Raw genomic sequence first — 18971 nt, 5'->3', positions numbered from 1 at the left:
TCTGTGGAGGGATCCGCCGGAGCGGGTCTAGCCGATCGCGTCGAGCCAGACCTTGCGGGCGTCGAGCGCCTCCTGGGCCTGGGCGATCGCGTCGCGGTCGCCGCGCGCCTTCGCCTCGTCGAGCTCGTCCTGCAGCTTCTGGATCGCGGCGGTCAGCTGCGAGGCGAGACCCTCGGAGCGGGCCTTGCGCTCCGGGTTGCTGCGGTTCCAGTGCTCCTCGTCGAGCTTGCGGACATGCGCCTCGACCTTGCGGAGGCGGTCCTCGACGGTGCGCACCTGCTCGCGCGGCACGCGGCCGACGGCGTCCCAGCGCTCCTGGATCGAGAGCAGCACCCGCTTGGCCTTCTCGCGGTCCTGCTCCTGCAGGAGCGGCTCCGCCTCCTCGAGGAGGGCGAGCTTGAGGTCGAGGTTCTCGGTGTACTCGACGCTCTCCTGCGCGACGATCTCGGCCTTGGCGCCGTAGATCGCGTCGCCGGCGGCCTTGAAGCGCGCCCAGAGCGCGTCGTCGAACCGCTTGCCGGCACGGCCGGCGACCCGCCAGCGCTCGAGGAGCGCGCGGTAGTCCGGGATGGCGTCGGCGCCCTGGGGCACCAGCGCCTCGGCCTGGTCGATGAGCGCCTGCTTGGCCTGCTTGGCCTCGCGGTGCGCGGAGTCGAGGTCGGCGAAGAACGCCTTGCGGTTCTGCTCGATCGTGGTGCGCGCACCGCGGAACCGGCGCCACAGCTCGTTCGCGTCGTTCTTGGGCAGGCGCGGGCCCTGCTGCTGGTGGTTCTGCCAGCGGGCGAAGAGGTCGTCGATCGCGGCGCTGGCCTGCTTCCACTGCGTCTTCGCCGGGTCGACCGCCGCCAGGGCCTCGGCCTCGGCGACGATGGCCTCGCGGTAGGCGAGGGCCTCGGACAGCGCGGCCTTCGACTCGGCCGCCTGCTGCTCGGTCAGATCCTCGACGGAGCCGCTCAGCGCGTCGACCCGGGTCTGCAGCGACTCGAGGTCGCCGACCGCGTTCGCCTGCGCGATGGCCGCGGACAGCGACTGCACCGTGCGGGCGACGTCTCCCGCGGGTGCGCCCCGCTTGGCGCGCTGCTCGAGCAGGGAGACCTGCCCGGCGAGCTCCGTGTACTTGCGCTCGTAGTAGGCGAGCGCCTCCTCGGGAGTCGCATCGGGGTACTGGCCGACCTCTCGCTCCCCGTCGCCGACGCGGACGTAGACCGTCCCGTCGTCGCCGACCCGTCCCCACGGCTGCTGGTCACTCATCGCTCGGAGCCTCACCTTGCTGTTCGATGTCGTGCTTCTCGGTGCCCATCGCGTCGTCGGCCGGTGGGGCTCGACGGCCGGAGGGCCGAAGACCGCGCTCGGCCGCGAACGGGCAGTGACGACAAGCCTATTGCACTCCCCGCGCGGGCGGACCGTGACGACGCCGCGGGTGCGGCTACTGGACGGAGACGGAGGTGATGGTCACGGGCTCGGCGGGGGCGCCGTCACCCGATCCGTCGGCCGTGCCCTTCGACACGACGTCGCTGACGAGGGCGTCGAGTCCCGAGGTGACCTGCCCGAGCACGGTGTACCCGCCGGCCGCGTCGGCGGGCAGGGTCGTGTCCTGGTAGACGACGAAGAACTGGCTGCCCTGGCTGTAGCCGTTGCCGCCCTGGCGGGCCATCGCGATGGTCCCGGCCGGGTAGACGCCGTCCTCGGGCGCGTTCTCGACGGGACCGTAGCTGTAGCCCGGTCCGCCGGTGCCGTCGCCGTCCGGGTCGCCGCACTGGAGGACGTAGAGGCCCTCCGTGGTGAGGCGGTGGCAGGAGACGCCGTCGTAGAAGCCGGACCGCGTCAGCGAGATGAAGGAGGACACCGCCTGCGGGGCGGCGGCGCCGGCGAGCGTGATGCCCAGCGGGTCCTCCCCGATCGTGAGCGTGCCCGTCCAGTCGCGGCCCTCGGCGATGTCGGAGGAGGGGACGTCGCCGGTGTTCGACCCCGTCGCCTCGGGCGTCGGGGTCGCGGAGGAGGAGGAGGTCGGCTCGGCGACCGGGGTGCCGGGGCCGCCGGAGAAGTAGAGGATCTGGGCGACGACAGCGAGCCCGATCACGACGACGGCGGCGATCGCCGCGATCACGTTGTCGCGCACGCGCCGCTTCTGCCTCGAGCGGTGGAGGCTCTGACGGGCCTGGTAGGCCCGGAGCCGGGTGCGCGCCTCGCGGTCGTTCGACTTGCCTTGGGCCACGTGTTCCTCCGACGTCCTCGTCCGCGCGGCTTCGGCGCGGCGGCCCGCGCACGCAGGCCGCGTCGAGCCTACGAGAACCGCCGGAGGCGCGACAAACGCCGCTCCGTCGCGCCGGGCAGTCGGGCCGGGGCTCTGTCGGAGGCCGTCGTTACGCTGGGGGCATGACCATGCAGCAGGCCGGACTCCGCTCCGGGGCGACTCCGCTCGCCGTGCGGATGCGGCCGCGCAGCCTCGAGGAGGTCGCCGGCCAGCGCCACCTCCTGACGCCCGGCTCGCCCCTGGTCGCCCTCGCCGCCGACACGACGGGGGAGCGGGGAGCGGTGTCCGTGATCCTCTGGGGCCCTCCCGGCACGGGCAAGACCACGCTCGCGCAGGCGGTGGCCCACTCCAGCGGCCGCCGCTTCGTCGAGCTCTCCGCCGTCACGGCGGGCGTGAAGGACGTGCGGCAGGTGATGGAGGAGGCGCTCTCCACCCGCGACCTCTACGGCACGTCCACCGTGCTCTTCCTCGACGAGATCCACCGCTTCACCAAGGCCCAGCAGGACGCGCTGCTGCCCGGGGTCGAGAACGGGTGGGTCATCCTCATCGCGGCCACGACCGAGAACCCCTCGTTCTCGGTGATCGCGCCGCTGCTCTCGCGCTCGCTCCTGCTGACCCTCGAGCCGCTCAGCGACGACGATCTGGGCGTCCTGGTCGACCGCGCCCTGCACGACGAGCGGGGTCTCCGCGGCTCCGTGACGCTGGAGGAGGAGGCCCGCGCGAGCATCGTGCGGCTCGCCTCCGGAGACGCCCGGCGGGCGCTGACCGCGCTCGAGGCCGCCGCCACCTCCGCCCGCTCGGAGGCCCGCGAGGCCGACCGGGCCGCCCGCGCCGCCGCCGCGGAGGACCCGGACGAGGAGGACGAGGACGACGAGGGCGCTCCCGTCGAGGCCGCCGTCGAGGAGCCCGCGCTCCCCGTGATCACGACCGAGGTCGTCGCGCGCGCCGTCGACCGCGCCCTGCTGCGCTACGACCGCAACGGCGACGAGCACTACGACGTCATCAGCGCCTTCATCAAGTCCATCCGGGGCTCGGACGTCGACGCGGCGCTGCACTACCTGGCCCGGATGATCGAGGCGGGGGAGGATCCGCGGTTCATCGCCCGCCGCATCATCGTCTCCGCGTCCGAGGACATCGGCATGGCCGACCCGCAGGCGCTCGTCGTCGCGATCGCCGCGGCCGACGCCGTGCAGTTCATCGGCATGCCGGAGGGGCGCATCCCGCTCGCCCAGGCGGTCGTGCACCTGGCGACCGCCCCGAAGTCGAACGCGTCCTACTCCGCCATCGACGCGGCCATCGCGGACGTGCGCGCGGGCCGCGCGGGCCGCGTGCCGGCGCACCTGCGCGACGCGCACTACCCCGGCGCCAAGAAGCTCGGCCACGGGAAGGGCTACCGGTACCCGCACGACGCCGACCTCGGCGTCCTCGAGCAGCAGTACCTCCCGGACCCGCTCCAGGGCGCGCGGTACTACCGGCCCACCGAGCACGGCAACGAGCGCGACGTCTCCGCACGCCTGGCGAAGCTCCTGCGCATCATCCGCGGCGACCGGGGCTGACCGCGCCGACCACGAGCTCGCGCGACCCGCACGGGAGGCCGTGGCCTGATAGTCTTGCGAGGTTGCCCACCGCTCTGTAGCCGAGCGGAGCAGCGCATCCCTCTGAATCGCGCAGCCCGCCACTGCGGTCACCCTTCCCCCGCACCCGCGGAGGACACGACCGCGGCGTCCGCCCTCCTCCCGGAGACGGCGGTCGAGAGCTGCGACCGAACCTCTCAGACCTTGGAAGGACCACTGTGTCGACCACGTCCCGTACCCGCTCGAAGACGCGCCTCTCGCGCGCCCTCGGCATCCCCCTGACCCCGAAGGCCGCCCGCTACCTCGAGAAGCGTCCCTACGCTCCCGGTGAGCACGGCCGCTCGAAGCGCAAGGCCGACTCCGACTACGCGGTCCGCCTGCGTGAGAAGCAGCGTCTGCGCGCCCAGTACGGCATCCGCGAGAAGCAGCTCCGCATCGCCTTCCAGGAGGCGCGCCGCACCCAGGGCCTGACCGGTGAGAACCTGGTCGAGCTCCTCGAGATGCGCCTCGACGCCCTCGTCCTGCGCTCGGGCTTCGCCCGCACCACCGCGCAGGCCCGCCAGTTCGTCACCCACCGCCACATCATGGTGGACGGCAAGACGGTCGACCGCCCCTCCTTCCGCGTGAAGCCGGGCCAGGTCATCCACGTCAAGACCCGCTCCGAGGGCACCGAGCCCTTCCAGGTCGCCGCCGCCGGTGGGCACGTCGACGTCCTCCCCAAGACCCCGGGCTACCTCGAGGTCGAGATCGACAAGCTGCAGGCGACTCTCCTGCGCCGCCCGAAGCGCGCCGAGGTCCCCGTGACCTGCGAAGTGCAGCTCGTCGTCGAGTACTACGCGGCCCGCTGAGTCCAGCCCCGCAGAGAAAGGCCCCGGTGTCCGCACCGGGGCCTTTCCCGTTCCCGGGGTCCCGATCCGGAGTGCCCGCCGCGCTCCGAGAGTCCCGCGCTGCGTCCGATCCGGCCGTCGCGCCCGAGCCGAGCGCCGGTCCCCGCGTCAGCCCGCGTCGCGGCCCGTCGGTAGGCTGGAGTGCCGCGCTGGGCGGCATCGAACGGAGGTCACCGTGACCGGTGGAGACATCGCAGGGCTCATCGCCGCGGGGGTGTTCGCGATCCTGGTGGCGATCACCGCCGTCCCGCTCTGGAAGCTCGGACGCGTCTTCGACAGCACGAGCGAGGCCATCAAGCAGGCCAGCGACGGCCTGACGCCGATCCTCGACGAGTCGGCCTCCACCCTCCGCGAGGCCAACCACCAGCTCGCGCGGGTGGACACGATCACCAAGGACGTCGCCGAGGTCACCGGCAACGTCAACGCGCTCGTCGCTCTCACGGCCGCGACCGTCGGCGGTCCGCTCATCAAGCTCGCCGGCTTCACCGCCGGAGTCCGCGCCGTGCTCGTCGCCGGACGGACGGCCGACAAGGCCGGAGCCGCGGTCGGCCGCTCCGCCGCGAAGCGCACGAAGCGCCCGCGCTCGAAGTAGCGCCGCGCCTGCGCCCTAGAATCGAACGGGTCGTCGCGCCGTCGCGCCCGCCCCGCCGCTGTGGAAGGACACCCCGTGAAGAACATCCTCCTGATCGTCATCGGGATCGGCCTCGGATTCGCGGTCGCCCACAAGGTCTCGCGCACCGAGGCGGGCGCCCGGCTCTTCGCCGACATCAACCGCACCGCGAAGGAGCTCGGCGAGGCCGTCTCCGAGGGCTACCACCAGCGCGAGGCCGAACTGAAGGCCGCCATCGGCGAGGGCTGACGCCCCGCCGCCCGACATCCGCGTCGTCACCGACCGAACCGTAACGGAACCCATGCAGACCGCAGACATCCGCAACCGCTGGCTCGACTTCTTCGGGAGCCGCGGTCACACCGTGGTCCCCTCCGCCTCCCTCGTGAGCGAGGACCCGAGCCTCCTCTTCACCGTCGCCGGCATGGTGCCGTTCGTGCCCTACCTCACCGGAGTGGTCCCCGCGCCCTACCCGCGTGCCACCAGCGTGCAGAAGTGCATCCGCACCAACGACATCGAGGAGGTCGGCAAGACGCCTCGTCACGGCACCTTCTTCCAGATGAACGGCAACTTCTCCTTCGGCGACTACTTCAAGGAGGGGGCGATCGGCTACGCCTGGGAGCTGCTCACCGGCGCCGAGAGCGACGGGGGACTGGGCTTCGACGAGAAGGACCTCTGGGTCACCGTCTACAAGGACGACGACGAGGCGATCGCGCTCTGGAAGACGATCGCGGGACTGCCGGACGAGCGCATCCAGCGCCTGGACAAGGACACCAACTACTGGTCGACCGGCCAGCCCGGCCCTGCCGGCCCCTGCTCCGAGATCTTCTTCGACCGCGGCCCCGCCTACGGGATCGACGGCGGCCCGGCGACGGACGACGACCGCTACGTGGAGATCTGGAACCTCGTCTTCATGCAGTACCTCCGCGGCGAGGGCACGAGCAAGGTCGACTTCGACATCCTCGGCGAGCTGCCGCGCAAGAACATCGACACCGGCATGGGCCTCGAGCGCGTCGCCTTCCTCAAGCAGGGCGTCGAGAACATGTACGAGATCGACCAGGTCCGTCCGGTCCTCGATCGCGCCGCCGAGCTCTCGGGCCGCCGCTACGGAGCCGTCCACGAGGACGACGTCCGCATGCGCGTCATCGCCGACCACGTGCGCTCCTCGCTGATGCTGCTGTCGGACGGCGTGACGCCGTCGAACGAGGGGCGCGGCTACATCCTCCGCCGCCTGATGCGCCGCACGGTGCGCGCCATGCGCCTGCTCGGAGTGGACACCGCGACGTTCCCCGAGCTCTTCGCCGCCTCGCGCGACGCGATGGCGTCGGCCTACCCCGAGGTGTCCACGGAGTTCGAGCGCCTCTCGACCAGCGCCTACGGCGAGGAGGAGGCGTTCCTGCGCACCCTCGCGGCCGGCACCGAGATCCTCGACCTCGCGGTCCTGAAGACGAAGAAGGCCGAGTCGCCGACCCTGCCGGGCGACACCGCGTTCCTCCTGCACGACACCTTCGGGTTCCCGATCGACCTCACCCTCGAGATCGCCGAAGAATCGGGTCTGACGGTCGACCGCGAGGCGTTCGACTCCCTCATGACCGCGCAGCGCACGCGTGCGAAGGCCGACGCGAAGTCGAAGAAGTCGGCGCTGGCCGATCTCTCGGTCTACGCCGACTTCCGCGCCCACGGCGAGACGCTGTTCACCGGCTACGACGTGCTCGACACCGAGACGCGCATCCTCGGCCTCATCGTCGGCGGGCACTCCGTCACGAAGGCGGTCGCGGGCGACATCGCCGAGGTGATCCTCGAGGCGACCAGCCTCTACGCGGAGTCGGGCGGCCAGGAGGCCGACGCCGGCCGCATCGTCGGCTCCGGCTTCGATCTCGAGGTCCTCGACGTGCAGAAGCCCGTCAAGGGGCTCATCAGCCACAAGGTCCAGGTCGCCAGCGGCGAGGTCGGAGTGGGCGACGCCGCCACCTCCGTCGTCGACCGCGACTGGCGCCGGGGCGCCACGCAGGCGCACTCGGGCACGCACCTCATCCACGCCGCGCTGCGCCAGGTGCTCGGTCCGCAGGCGCACCAGTCCGGCTCCTACAACAAGGCGGGCTATCTGCGCCTGGACTTCTCGTGGAACCAGGCCCTCTCGCTCGAGACCCGCAGCGAGATCGAGGAGATCGCCAACACGGCGATCCGTGACAACCTCGAGGTCGTCACGCGCGAGCTCCCGATCGACGAGGCGAAGGCGCTCGGCGCGATGGCCCTCTTCGGCGAGAAGTACGGCGACGTCGTCCGCGTGGTCGACATCGGCGGGCCCTGGTCGCGCGAGCTCTGCGCGGGCACCCACGTCGGGCGCTCGTCCGAGGTCGGCGTGATCAGCCTGGTCAGCGAGTCCTCGGTCGGATCGACCAACCGCCGCGTCGAGTCGCTCGTGGGCCGCGAGGCCTTCCAGGAGCTCGCCGCCGAGCGCGCCCTCGTCAGCACGATCTCGTCCTCGCTGAAGACCCCGCGCGAGCAGCTCCCCGAGCGTATCGGCGAGCTCGTCGCGAGCCTCAAGGCCGCTGAGAAGCGGATCGCCGCGTTCGAGGCCAAGGCCCTCGCCGACCGGGTGCCCGCCCTCGCCGCGACCCGCCGCACCGTGGGCGGCACGACCGTCGTCGCCGAGAGCATCGGCTCCGCCGGATCGACCGACGAGCTGCGCTCCCTCGTGACCTCCGTCCGCGAGCGGCTCGGCCAGGAGCCGGCCGTCGTCGCGCTCGCCGCCGACGTCTTGGGCAAGCCCGCGGTGATCGTCGCCACCAACCAGGCCGCCCGCGACCAGGGCCGCCGCGCGGGTGCGCTCGCCAGGCGCGCCGCCGGGATCCTCGGTGGCGGCGGAGGCGGCAAGGACGACCTCGCCCAGGGCGGCGGCTCCGACGTCTCCGCCATCGGCGCGGCGCTCGAGGCCGTGGTGCAGGAAGCGACCAGCTGAATGGGCCGGTTCGGCGTCCGGCTCGGCATCGATGTGGGCCGTGCCCGCATCGGGGTCGCCCGCTGCGACGCCGACGGCCTGCTCGCGGTGCCCGTCGAGACGGTCGCGCGGGCGGGCACTGACGGCGGATCCTCGGACGTCTCCCGGATCGCGCACCTCGCCGCCGAGTACGATGCCCAGGCGATCATCGTCGGACTGCCGTTGTCGCTGTCGGGGGCCGAGACGGCCTCGACGGAGGACGCGCGCGGATTCGCTCGACTGCTCGCCGAGGCGGTGCCCACCGCCGCGGTGCGGCTCGTCGACGAGCGGCTGTCGACGGTCACCGCTCAGAGCGCCCTTCACCGCTCCGGACGCACCACCCGCGGCTCCCGAGCCGTGATCGACCAGGTCGCCGCCGTGGTGATCCTGCAGCACGCCATCGATTCCGAGCGCTCGGCCGGCACCCCGGCCGGAGTCCTGCTCGAACCGAACGAAGGACCTCCTCGTGACCGACGTCCCCCCGAGCCGCCGCGACGCCCGCGCCGCCGAGCAGGCGCAGCCGACTCCGCCCGACCCGACTCCGGAGCAGCAGCCCGCGCCGACTGAGGCGCACGATCCGCTGGGCCGCCTCTTCACCGGGCCCGACGTGCCCGAGCCCCGCGGCCGCGACGACGCGGCCGCGTTCGACCCGGACGCGCGCCCGAAGCGTCGCCGCGCGGCTCGCTCTACGGGTGGCGCGAAGAAGCGCCGCAGCCGCCGCGGACTCATCGGCGGGCTTCTGGCCTTCGGCGTCTTCGCCGCGCTCGTCGCCATTGCGGTGACGATCTTCCTCGAGCCCGTGCGCGGCCTGTTCGCCGAGCCCGAGCCGACCGACTTCACCGGCACCGGCTCGAGCGAGGTGCTGTTCACGATCCACCAGGGCGACGGCGGCAGCGACATCGCCAACAACCTCGTCTCGGACGGGGTCATCAAGTCGTACGACCCCTTCTACGACCTGCTCCTCGCCCAGAGCCCGGAGCCCGTCTTCCAGCCCGGCGCGTACTCGCTCAAGGCCGAGATGAGCGCCAAGGCCGCACTGTCGGCGCTGCTCGACTCCGAGTCGACGCGCCTCGCGAACACCTTCGTCATCCCCGAGGGGACGGCGCTCAAGGAGGCGCTGCCGCTCATCGCGGACGGCACCGGGGTCGCGCTGACGGACCTCGAGGCGGCCGCCGCCGACTGGGGCTCGTTCGGGCTCCCGGCCGGGGCGACGAGCCTCGAGGGGTTCCTGTTCCCCGCGACCTACGACATCGACCCGTCGACGCCGGCGCACGACATCCTGAAGACCCTGGTCGACCGGATGTACCAGTCGCTCGACCAGGCCGGCGTGCCGGTCGACGACCGCTACCGCGTCGTGGTGTTCGCGTCCCTCGTGCAGCGCGAGGCCCGCGTCGCCGAGGACTTCCCGAAGGTCGCGCGCGTGTTCCAGAACCGCCTCGACCAGGGGTGGCGCCTGCAGTCGGACGCGACCGTGGCGTACGGCACCGGCGCGACCGACCGCGTCTCGACCACGGACGCCGAGCGGAACGACGCCGGCAACGTCTACAACACCTACCAGCGCGACGGCCTGCCGCCCGCGCCGATCTCGAACCCGGGCGACGTGGCGATCGACGCGGTCATGCACCCCGCGGACGGCACCTGGATGTACTTCGTCACGGTGAATCTCGAGACGGGCGAGACGGTCTACTCCACCACCGACGCCGAGCACAACGCGGCCGTCGACCAGTGGCAGGCCTGGATGCGGGACCACCCGGAGTACCAGTGACGGCCGCCGGGTACCGCCTCGCGGTCCTCGGCGCGCCGATCGCGCACTCGAAGTCGCCCGCGCTGCACGCGGCCGCGTACCGGGTGCTCGGACTCGACTGGAGCTACCGCGCCGTCGAGACAACGGAGGCGACCCTCTCCGACGTCGTGTCCGGTGAGCCCTGGCACGGCCTGTCGCTGACCATGCCGCTCAAGCACGCGGTGCGCCCGCTGCTGGCGGAGGAGGACGCGGTCGCTCGGGCCACCGGCGCGGTCAACACCGTGCTGGTCGACCGCTCCGGCCCGGCACCCCGCCTCCGCGGGTTCAACACCGACGTCGCGGGCATCGTGCGCGCCCTCGCCGAGGCGGGCGTCGTCTCGGCGGAGCGCGTCCAGGTGCTCGGCGGGGGAGCGACCGCCGCCTCCGCCCTGGCCGCCGCCGCCGAGCTGGGCGCGGCGCGGGTCGACCTCGTCCTGCGGACGGCGTCGAGGGCCGTCGAGCTCGCTCCGCTCGCGGAGTCGCTCGGCGTCCTGATCTCTGTCCGCTCCTTCGCCGACTGGTCCACCGGAGCGCCGCTGGTGATCTCGACGCTCCCCGGCGGAGCGGCGGACGGCCTCGACGTGCCCGACGCGGCGGTCGCGGGCTCGACCCTGTTCGACGTGGCGTACTCCCCGTGGCCGAGCGCTCTCGCCCAGCGCTGGGAGCAGGGCGGCTCCCCGGTCGTCTCCGGGCTCGGGATGCTGCTCCACCAGGCACTCGTGCAGGTGCGGATCTTCGTCGGCGGCGACCCGGCCCTGCCTCTCGATCGCGAGGACGAGGTGCTCGCGGCGATGCGCCGAGCAGTCTCGACGGGTCCGGCGCACTGACCTCGTGTGCCAGAATCGGAGGATGCTCCGTTGGCTCACGGCCGGGGAATCCCACGGTCCCGAACTCGTCGCCGTCCTCGAAGGACTGCCGGCGGGCGTCCCCGTCTCCCTCGACGACATCCGCGCCGATCTGGCGCGCCGGAAGCTCGGCTACGGCCGCGGAGCCCGGATGAACTTCGAGCAGGACGAGCTGACGATCTCCTCCGGCGTCCGGCACGGAGCGACGATGGGCAGCCCCATCGCCCTGCGCATCGGCAACACGGAGTGGCCGCGCTGGGTCGACGTCATGTCGGCGGAGCCCCGCGACCCCGAGAGCCTGCCCAAGGGCCGCGGCGCCGCTCTCACCCGGCCCCGCCCGGGCCACGCCGACCTCGTCGGGATGCAGAAGTACGGCTTCCCCGAGTCCCGCAACGTGCTCGAGCGCGCCTCCGCCCGCGAGACCGCGGCCCGCGTCGCCCTCGGCGCCGTCGCCCGCCGCTTCCTCGGCGAGCTCGGCGTCTCTCTCGTCAGCCACACCCTCGCCATCGGGCCGGTCCGCGTGCCCGAGGGCTCGCCGCTGCCCGGCCCGGCCGACGTCGCCGCCCTGGACGCGGATCCGCTGCGCTGCCACGACGCCGCGACCAGCGCCCTCATGGTCGCCGAGGTGGACCGCGCCCACGACGACGGCGACACCCTCGGCGGCGTGGTCGAGGTCCTCGCGTATGATCTCCCGCCCGGACTCGGCTCCTACGTGCACTGGGACCGTCGTCTCGACTCCCAGCTCGCGGCGGCCCTGATGGGGATCCAGGCGATCAAGGGCGTCGAGGTCGGCGACGGCTTCCTCACCACCACCCGCCGCGGCTCGGAGGCACACGACGAGCTCTTCCAGTCCGACGCCGGCATCTCCCGGTCCAGCGACCGGGCCGGCGGCACCGAGGGCGGGATGAGCACGGGGACCGTGCTGCGGGTCCGCGCCGGCATGAAGCCGATCGCGACCGTGCCGCACGCGCTGCGCACCGTCGACGTCGCCACCGGCGAGGCGGCCGGCGCCCACCACCAGCGCTCCGACGTCTGCGCGGTGCCGGCGTCCGGTGTCGTCGCGGAGGCGATGGTCGCCCTGGTGCTCGCGAACGCCGTGCTCGAGAAGTTCGGCGGCGACAGCGTCACCGAGACCCGCCGCAACCTGCAGGGCTACCTCGCCGCCATCCCCGACGAGCTCCGCACGGCCGCCGCGAGCGACCCGGCTCTCGGGCTCGCCTGATGGCCGCGTCCTCGGCGGCCCGCTGATGGCGGGTCACGATACCGGCGCGGCCCGCGCCCGCCTCGTCCTGATCGGCCCGATGGGGGCCGGCAAGACGACGATCGGCAAGCGGGTCGCGAAGGCGCTGAGCGCCGGCTTCGTCGACTCCGACGCGGAGTTCGTGCGCACCCACGGCCCGATCGCCCCCTACTTCGACGCCCACGGCGAGCCGGCCTTCCGCCGCGAGGAGCGCCGCGTCGTCGAGCGCGCCGTCCGCCGCGACGTGGTGCTGAGCCTCGGCGGGGGAGCGGTGCTCGATCCCGCGACGCGCGCCGACCTCGCGGACGTCCCCGTCGTGCTCCTCACCACCACGGCCGAGGCCGTCCGCGACCGGCTCGGCTCCGGCTCCCGCCCGCTGGTGCGCGGCGGGGTCGGCGACTGGGTCCGCATCTTCGACGAGCGGCGCCCGGTCTACGAGACCCTCGCGGACACCGTGGTCGACACCTCCCGGCGGCCGATCACCCTGATCGCCGCCGAGATCGCGGAGTGGGTGCGCGCGCAGCGCCCCTCCGCCACCCCTGCACCATCGGACCCGGCGGCCGCGAGCCGCCCGAGCGGAAGACAGTCATGAACGACGGCACCACCGCCATCCCCGTCGCCGGAGAGAACGGCTACGACATCCACGTCGGGCGCGGACTCCTCGACGGCCTCGCCGACGCGATCGGCCCCCGGGCCGCGAAGGTGCTCATCGTGCACCCGCCGACCCTCGCGGTCCTCGCCGCCGAGATCCGCGAGAGCCTGCTCGAGCGCTACGAGGTGCTGCTCGCCGAGGTCCCGGACGCCGAGGCCGCGAAGCGCGTGGAGGTGGCGGCCTTCTGCTGGCAGGTGATGGGGCAGTCGGACTTCACCCGCACGGATGTGGTCGTCGGCTTCGGCGGCGGTGCGATCACCGACCTGGCCGGCTTCGTCGCCGCCACCTGGCTCCGCGGGGTCGACCTGGTGCAGGTGCCGACCACCGTGCTCGGGATGGTCGACGCGGCCGTCGGCGGGAAGACCGGCATCAACACGGCCGAGGGCAAGAACCTCGTCGGCGCCTTCCACGCGCCGCGGGCGGTCGTCGCCGACCTCGACGTGCTGACCAGCCTCCCGCGCAACGAGATCCTCGCCGGATTCGGCGAGATCGTGAAGTACGGGATGATCGCCGAGCCGCGCATCCTCGACATCATCGAGTCCGACATCGACCTGGCCACCGACCCGACGTCGGAGGAGTTCCGCAGCCTGGTCGAGCTGTCGATCGGGATCAAGGCGCGGGTCGTCGGCGAGGACTTCACCGAGAAGGGCCTGCGCGAGATCCTGAACTACGGGCACACCCTCGGGCACGCGGTCGAGCACGCCGAGCGCTACCAGTGGCGCCACGGCGCGGCCGTCTCCGTCGGGATGATGTTCGCGGCCGAGCTCTCGCGCCTGACCGGCTCGCTCAGCGACGCGGTCGTGGACCGCCAGCGCAGGGTCCTCGAGTCGCTGACCCTGCCGACGAGCTACCCGCTCGGACGGTGGGAGACGCTCCTCGCCGCGATGCAGCGCGACAAGAAGACCCGCGCGGGGATGCTCCGCTTCGTGGTCCTCGACGACATCGCCCGCCCGAGCATCCTGCAGGGGCCGGAGACGTCGCTGCTGTTCGCGGCCTACCAGGAGATCGGATCGTAGGTCCGTCTCGGCTGAGCCCGGGCGGCGCCGTCAGCCTCCACCCAGGGCGGCCCTCCGCGCCTGTGCGTACTCGGCCTCGGTGATCGTGCCCGCCGCTCGCAGCGCCTCCAGCTCGGCGAGCCGGTCCGCCAGCGGGCGGGCGGAGCCGGGACCCTCGCGCGCGAAGCGGGCCGCGACGTCGGTCCGCAGGGTCAGCGGGTCCACTCCGAGCGAGCGCGCCCGGCGCACGTTCACGACGATCAGCACCACGACGAGCACGATCACGACGGCGATGACGATCGGCACGGCGGTGAACGCGATCGAGTACCAGGGCGGCACGACAGTGTCGACGGGAACGGCGTCCCTGCGCTCCTCCTCGGGGTCGGTCCTCCACCGTCTCGCGCTCCGGCGGACCGGTGGGGCGATTCGCACGCGGCGTCCAGACTCCTCTGCCGACGGGGCCGCGTCGACTACACTCGACGGGTCAGCCGGACCGGCCGATATCGCCGCGCCCGCGTACCGGGCTCGCCGGCGCAGACTTCCACCGAAACGGATCCCCCTTCGCATGGCCTCTACCACCGACATCAAGAACGGCACCGTCCTCAGCATCGACGGCCAGCTCTGGAACGTCATCGACTTCCAGCACGTCAAGCCGGGCAAGGGCGGCGCCTTCGTCCGCACCAAGATGAAGAACGTCCTCACGGGCAAGGTCGTCGACAAGACCTTCAACGCGGGCGCCAAGATCGACACGGCCAACGTCGACCGCCGCGACTTCCAGTACCTCTACCGCGACGGCGCGGACTTCGTGTTCATGGACACCAGCGACTACGACCAGATCACCGTCCCCGAGGCGGTCGTCGGCGACGCGGCGAACTTCATGCTCGAGAACCAGAACGTGACCCTCGCCCTGCACGACGGCGACCCGCTCTACATCGACCTCCCCGCCTCGGTCGTCCTCGAGATCACCTACACGGAGCCGGGCCTCCAGGGTGACCGCTCGACCGGCGGCACCAAGCCCGCGACGGTCGAGACCGGCTACCAGATCCAGGTCCCGCTGTTCCTCGAGCAGGGCACGAAGGTCAAGGTCGACACCCGCACGGGCGACTACCTCGGCCGCGTCAGCTGAGCCGGGCCTCCCGTGAGTGCTCGCACGAAGGCGCGCAAGCGCGCCCTCGACATCCTCTACAACGCCGACGTCCGGCAGATCAGCTTCGCCCAGTCGCTGCGCGCCGAGGCCGAGCGGGCGGCGAACGAGCCGGCCCGTGAGGCCTCGTGGCTCTACGCCCGCGAGATCGTCGACGGGGTCATCGACCACGCCGACGAGATCGACGAGCTGATCGCCCGGCTCGCCCAGGGCTGGACCCTCTCGCGCATGCCCTTGGTCGACCGCGCGATCCTCCGGATCGGGGTGTGGGAGATCCTGCACAACGACGCGGTGCCCGACGGCGTCGCCATCTCGGAGGCCGTCGAGGCCGCCACGTCGCTGTCGACCGACGACTCGGCGGGCTTCATCAACGGGCTCCTCGCCTCCGTCGCGGAGTCCCGCACGACGGCCTGACCCGCCCCGGAGACCTGCTCGGCCCGCCGGATCCCCGTGATCGGGCGGGCCGAAGTCGTTCCCGGGCTGCCCGTCCGGCGGGCCGCGCGACGGCCCCTATACTCGACACGGCTTTTCCTTTAACGGCCGTCCTGTGAGGCGGGGAAGGAGGTCGGTGTGACGGCACGAATCGTGCTCAACGGCGCTGACATCACGCGAGCGCTCACGCGCATCGCCCACGAGATCCTCGAGTCGAACCGCGGCCCCGAGTCGCTGGTCGTCCTCGGCATCCCGACGCGCGGCGTCGCCCTCGCGAGGCGCATCGCCGAGACGATCGCGCGGATCGAGCCGGACGGGCCCCCCGTCTTCGCCGGCTCCCTCGACGTGACGATGTACCGCGACGACCTCTCCCGGCACCCGGTCCGCACCCCCGCGCGCACCGCCGTCCCCGCGAGCATCGACGGCCGGACCGTGGTCCTCGTCGATGACGTCCTCTTCTCGGGCCGCACCATCCGCGCCGCCCTGGACGCCCTCAGCGACATCGGCCGTCCGCGGGCCGTGCGGCTGGCCGCGCTGGTCGATCGAGGGCACCGCGAGCTCCCGATCCGGGCGGACTTCGTCGGCAAGAACCTGCCGAGCAGCCTGAGCGAGCGGATCAACGTCCGGCTCGTCGAGACGGACGGCGAGGACCTGGTCGCGATCGAGTCGCAGGCCACCGGCGAGGAGACGGCTCCGTGAAGCACCTGCTCTCGACCCGCGACCTCGACCGCGCGAGCGCGATCGCCCTCCTCGACATCGCCGAGGACATGGCGGACGTGCAGAACCGCGAGGTCAAGAAGCTGCCGACCCTGCGCGGGAAGACCGTGGTCAACCTCTTCTTCGAGGACTCCACGCGCACGCGGATCTCGTTCGAGGCGGCGGCGAAGCGGCTCTCGGCCGACGTCATCAACTTCAGCGCGAAGGGCTCCAGCGTCTCCAAGGGCGAGAGCCTGAAGGACACCGCGCAGACGCTCGCCGCGATGGGCGCCGACGGCGTGGTCATCCGCCACAGCGCCTCCGGAGCCCCTGCGGTTCTGGCGGCGAGCGGCTGGATCGACGCGTCGATCCTCAACGCCGGCGACGGGACCCACGAGCACCCGACCCAGGCGCTCCTGGACGCGTTCACCATCCGCCGGCGCCTGCACGGCGCCTCCGCGTCCCGCGGCAAGAGCCTCGACGGCGTCGCGGTCACCATCGTCGGCGACGTCCTGCACTCGCGGGTGGCGCGCTCGAACGTCTGGCTGCTGACGGCGCTGGGCGCCGAGGTGACCCTGGTCGCACCGCCGACCCTCGTGCCGGTCGACACGCGCGACTGGCCCGCGACCATCCGCTTCGATCTGGACGAGGCGATCGACACCGGGCTCCCCGACGTCGTGATGCTCCTGCGCATCCAGCTCGAGCGGATGTCGAGCGGGTTCTTCCCCAACGGCCGGGAGTACGCGCGGATCTGGGGCCTCGACGACGAGCGGCTCGCCCGGCTGGGTCCCGATACCATCGTCATGCACCCCGGACCCATGAACAGGGGCGTCGAGATCTCCTCGGCGGCCGCCGATTCGAGCCGCTCCACGGTGCTCGAACAGGTCACGAACGGAGTGTCCGTCCGGATGGCCGCGCTCTACCTGCTGCTGTCCGGCGAACGGGAGGTCCACTGATGAGCACTGCCCAGCCGCTTCAGAGCACGGCGCCGGAGCGGATCCTGATCTCGGGAGCGACGCTCGCCGACGAGTCGACCGCCGACCTGCTGATCGACGGGGGCGTGATCGTCGAGATCGGCGCCGACCTCGACTCGCGCGGGGCCCGCGTGATCGACGCCGACGGCCTGCTGGCGCTGCCCGGCCTGGTCGACCTGCACACCCACCTGCGCGAGCCGGGGTTCGAGCAGAGCGAGACGATCCTCACCGGCACGCGAGCTGCGGCCGCCGGAGGCTTCACCGCCGTTTTCGCGATGGCGAACACCTCGCCGGTGCAGGACACCGCGGGCGTGGTCGAGCAGGTGCAGAGCCTGGGCGAGGACGCCGGCTACGCGACGGTCCGCCCGATCGGCGCGGTGACCGTGGGTCTGGCGGGGGAGTCGCTCGCCGAGCTCGGCGCGATGGCCCGCAGCCGCGCGGCCGTGCGGGTCTTCTCGGACGACGGGAAGTGCGTCTCGGACGCGCTGCTGATGCGCCGCGCTCTCGAGTACGTCAAGGCGTTCGACGGAGTCGTCGCCCAGCACGCGCAGGAGCCGCGGCTCACCGTCGGCGCGCAGATGAACGAGGGCGCCGTCTCCAGCGCCCTCGGCCTGCAGGGCTGGCCCGCCGTGGCCGAGGAGGCGATCATCGCCCGCGACGTGCTCCTCGCCGAGCACGTGGGCTCCCGCCTGCACGTCTGCCACGTCTCGACCGCGGGCTCGGTCGACGTCATCCGCTGGGCGAAGGCCCGGGGGATCGACGTGACCGCCGAGGTCACCCCCCACCACCTGCTCCTCACCGAGCAGGCCGTCGCCGGCCAGGACGGGCCGAGCTACGACGCCCGCTTCAAGGTGAACCCACCGCTGCGCCGCGACGAGGACGTGCTCGCCCTCCGCGAGGCCCTCGCCGACGGCACCATCGACATCGTCGCCACCGACCACGCGCCGCACCCGGTCGAGGCGAAGGACTGCGAGTGGGACGCCGCGGCGTTCGGCATGGTCGGCCTCGAGAGCGCGCTGAGCGTGGTGCACGCCGCCGTCGTCGAGGACGGGCGGATGAGCTGGTCCGACGTCGCGCGCGTGCTCTCCTCCGCCCCCGCCCGCATCGGCCGGCTCGACGGCTACGACCGCGGCCTCGCCGTCGGGTCCGCCGCGAACGTCGTGCTCTACGACCCGGAGGCGCGACGCCGCTTCTCCGTCGAGGACCTGCGCGGCCGCAGCGGCAACTCCCCGTACCTCGGTCGCGAGCTGCCGGGCCGCGTCGTCGCCACCCTCCACCGGGGCTTCCCGACCGTGCTGGACGGCGAGCTCGTCGACGCGGCGGTCGTCGCCGCCTCCGCGAAGGCCTCCCGTGGATAGGGCCGCGATCACGATCGTCATCGCCGCGGTCGTCGTCCTCGTCTTCGTCGGCATGCTGCTCTCCTGGCGCGCGCGGCGCCGCCGCTCGGCCGCCCTCGCGCCGGAGCCCGTGCCCGCGTCCTCGCTGGGCGCCGAGGTCGAGCGCGTCGACCTCCCGTACGTGGCCACGACCCGCTTCGAGCAGCCGCTCGAGCGCGTCGTGCTGCCGGGGCTCGGCTTCCGCGGCAACGCGGTGCTGCGCCTCCACGAGCGCGGCGTCGTGATCGCCCCCGTCGGCGAGCGCGAGACGGTGATCCCGGCCTCCCTCCTGCGCGGAGCGGGCCAGGGCAGCTACGTGATCGACCGCGTCGTCGAGGAGGGCGGCCTGCTCGTGATCTCCTGGTCGCCCCGCGGCGACGAGACCGTCGACAGCTACCTCCGCGTGGCCGAGCCCGCCCTCCGGGCGCACCTGGTCGCCGAGCTGCAGCGCCTCGCCGGCCTCCGTTCCTCCCCCTCCCACCCCGGAGCCGCCGACGGCGGCCCCGACACGACCCAGAAGGGCTCCTAGTCC

General features: G+C 72.8%; 19 protein-coding genes and 1 pseudogene. 17 read left to right on the top strand and 3 right to left on the bottom strand.

All coding sequences use genetic code 11. The features are described 5' to 3' along the window. Window positions 1-27: 27 nt before the first annotated feature. Together C5C39_RS08740 and C5C39_RS08735 are read right to left on the bottom strand one after the other, a co-directional pair. Complete coding sequence (locus C5C39_RS08740) at window positions 28-1251, bottom strand: DUF349 domain-containing protein (RefSeq protein WP_104224762.1); 1224 nt, start codon at window positions 1249-1251, stop codon at window positions 28-30. A gap of 175 nt (window positions 1252-1426) precedes the next feature. Beyond that, window positions 1427-2215, bottom strand: a complete 789-nt coding sequence (locus tag C5C39_RS08735) for a peptidylprolyl isomerase (RefSeq protein ID WP_104353148.1) — start codon at window positions 2213-2215, stop codon at window positions 1427-1429. 161 nt (window positions 2216-2376) lie between these two features. On the opposite strand from C5C39_RS08735, the gene C5C39_RS08730 reads away from it, so the two are divergent. From C5C39_RS08730 to aroB, 11 genes and pseudogenes are all read left to right on the top strand, one after another. After that, the gene (locus C5C39_RS08730; RefSeq protein ID WP_104353147.1) at window positions 2377-3810 is read left to right on the top strand and encodes a replication-associated recombination protein A; all 1434 of its coding nucleotides are present in this window, start codon (window positions 2377-2379) and stop codon (window positions 3808-3810) included. A 236-nt stretch (window positions 3811-4046) separates the two neighbouring features. Beyond that, window positions 4047-4676 (top strand): 30S ribosomal protein S4, encoded by a 630-nt coding sequence (rpsD, locus tag C5C39_RS08725; protein WP_068210518.1) that lies wholly within the window; start codon window positions 4047-4049, stop codon window positions 4674-4676. A gap of 214 nt (window positions 4677-4890) precedes the next feature. Next, window positions 4891-5307, top strand: a complete 417-nt coding sequence (locus tag C5C39_RS08720; RefSeq protein WP_104224759.1) for a DUF948 domain-containing protein — start codon at window positions 4891-4893, stop codon at window positions 5305-5307. Window positions 5308-5382: 75 nt separating this feature from the next. Further along, window positions 5383-5574 carry a hypothetical protein gene (locus C5C39_RS08715; RefSeq protein WP_104353146.1) on the top strand — a complete coding sequence of 64 codons (192 nt, stop codon included), beginning with the start codon at window positions 5383-5385 and terminating at the stop codon, window positions 5572-5574. A 52-nt stretch (window positions 5575-5626) separates the two neighbouring features. Continuing rightward, on the top strand, window positions 5627-8284 hold the full coding sequence (gene alaS, locus C5C39_RS08710; protein WP_104353145.1) for an alanine--tRNA ligase: 2658 nt from the start codon (window positions 5627-5629) through the stop codon (window positions 8282-8284). After that, window positions 8285-8758: pseudogene (gene ruvX / locus C5C39_RS08705) on the top strand (Holliday junction resolvase RuvX); the annotation flags it as partial. Window positions 8759-8768: 10 nt separating this feature from the next. Next, on the top strand, window positions 8769-10067 hold the full coding sequence (gene mltG / locus C5C39_RS08700; protein ID WP_181136353.1) for an endolytic transglycosylase MltG: 1299 nt from the start codon (window positions 8769-8771) through the stop codon (window positions 10065-10067). Next, window positions 10064-10912, top strand: coding sequence for a shikimate dehydrogenase (locus C5C39_RS08695; RefSeq protein WP_258075799.1), 849 nt, complete (start codon window positions 10064-10066; stop codon window positions 10910-10912). The genes mltG and C5C39_RS08695 overlap by 4 nt, the downstream gene beginning before the upstream one ends. Before the next feature lie 22 nt (window positions 10913-10934). Beyond that, the gene (gene aroC / locus C5C39_RS08690) at window positions 10935-12152 is read left to right on the top strand and encodes a chorismate synthase (RefSeq protein ID WP_104224754.1); all 1218 of its coding nucleotides are present in this window, start codon (window positions 10935-10937) and stop codon (window positions 12150-12152) included. A gap of 25 nt (window positions 12153-12177) precedes the next feature. Then, window positions 12178-12762, top strand: a complete 585-nt coding sequence (locus tag C5C39_RS08685) for a shikimate kinase (RefSeq protein WP_104353142.1) — start codon at window positions 12178-12180, stop codon at window positions 12760-12762. After that, window positions 12759-13838, top strand: a complete 1080-nt coding sequence (aroB, locus tag C5C39_RS08680) for a 3-dehydroquinate synthase (RefSeq protein ID WP_104224752.1) — start codon at window positions 12759-12761, stop codon at window positions 13836-13838. Before C5C39_RS08685 ends, aroB begins: the two co-directional genes overlap by 4 nt. Window positions 13839-13868: 30 nt before the next feature. Here the strand turns inward: aroB and C5C39_RS08675 are convergent, their stop codons facing one another. After that, entirely contained in the window at window positions 13869-14156 is a 288-nt protein-coding gene (locus C5C39_RS08675; protein WP_104353141.1) for an SHOCT domain-containing protein, read from the bottom strand. Window positions 14157-14382: 226 nt separating this feature from the next. On the opposite strand from C5C39_RS08675, the gene efp reads away from it, so the two are divergent. The 6 genes from efp (at window position 14383) to C5C39_RS08645 (ending at window position 18968) form a co-directional block, all read left to right on the top strand. Then, a complete protein-coding gene (gene efp, locus C5C39_RS08670; protein ID WP_068210208.1) occupies window positions 14383-14943 on the top strand; it encodes an elongation factor P in 561 nt (186 codons plus the stop codon). Between the two features lie 12 nt (window positions 14944-14955). Beyond that, window positions 14956-15375, top strand: a complete 420-nt coding sequence (gene nusB / locus C5C39_RS08665; RefSeq protein ID WP_104224751.1) for a transcription antitermination factor NusB — start codon at window positions 14956-14958, stop codon at window positions 15373-15375. A 156-nt stretch (window positions 15376-15531) separates the two neighbouring features. Then, window positions 15532-16092, top strand: a complete 561-nt coding sequence (gene pyrR / locus C5C39_RS08660; protein WP_104224750.1) for a bifunctional pyr operon transcriptional regulator/uracil phosphoribosyltransferase PyrR — start codon at window positions 15532-15534, stop codon at window positions 16090-16092. After that, window positions 16089-17045, top strand: a complete 957-nt coding sequence (locus tag C5C39_RS08655; protein ID WP_104224749.1) for an aspartate carbamoyltransferase catalytic subunit — start codon at window positions 16089-16091, stop codon at window positions 17043-17045. The genes pyrR and C5C39_RS08655 overlap by 4 nt, the downstream gene beginning before the upstream one ends. Then, window positions 17045-18421, top strand: a complete 1377-nt coding sequence (locus tag C5C39_RS08650) for a dihydroorotase (RefSeq protein ID WP_104353140.1) — start codon at window positions 17045-17047, stop codon at window positions 18419-18421. The genes C5C39_RS08655 and C5C39_RS08650 overlap by 1 nt, the downstream gene beginning before the upstream one ends. After that, complete coding sequence (locus C5C39_RS08645) at window positions 18414-18968, top strand: hypothetical protein (protein ID WP_104225322.1); 555 nt, start codon at window positions 18414-18416, stop codon at window positions 18966-18968. Before C5C39_RS08650 ends, C5C39_RS08645 begins: the two co-directional genes overlap by 8 nt. Window positions 18969-18971: the final 3 nt, after the last annotated feature.

The organism is Rathayibacter sp. AY1F3, assembly GCF_002931975.1.
In the GTDB taxonomy this organism is placed as follows: Bacteria; Actinomycetota; Actinomycetes; order Actinomycetales; family Microbacteriaceae; genus Rathayibacter.
Note: the sequence above shows the minus strand (reverse complement) of the source record. Positions and strands in the feature narration are given on the sequence as shown.

Excerpts from the sequence above, each read along its gene's own strand:
- aroB (WP_104224752.1), top strand. The coding sequence starts at position 12,759 with ATGAACGACGGCACCACCGCCATCCCCGTCGCCGGAGAGAACGGCTAC.
- C5C39_RS08740 (WP_104224762.1), bottom strand. The coding sequence starts at position 1,251 with ATGAGTGACCAGCAGCCGTGGGGACGGGTCGGCGACGACGGGACGGTC.
- alaS (WP_104353145.1), top strand. The coding sequence starts at position 5,627 with ATGCAGACCGCAGACATCCGCAACCGCTGGCTCGACTTCTTCGGGAGC.
- C5C39_RS08650 (WP_104353140.1), top strand. The coding sequence starts at position 17,045 with ATGAGCACTGCCCAGCCGCTTCAGAGCACGGCGCCGGAGCGGATCCTG.
- efp (WP_068210208.1), top strand. The coding sequence starts at position 14,383 with ATGGCCTCTACCACCGACATCAAGAACGGCACCGTCCTCAGCATCGAC.
- C5C39_RS08685 (WP_104353142.1), top strand. The coding sequence starts at position 12,178 with ATGGCGGGTCACGATACCGGCGCGGCCCGCGCCCGCCTCGTCCTGATC.
- C5C39_RS08730 (WP_104353147.1), top strand. The coding sequence starts at position 2,377 with ATGACCATGCAGCAGGCCGGACTCCGCTCCGGGGCGACTCCGCTCGCC.
- aroC (WP_104224754.1), top strand. The coding sequence starts at position 10,935 with ATGCTCCGTTGGCTCACGGCCGGGGAATCCCACGGTCCCGAACTCGTC.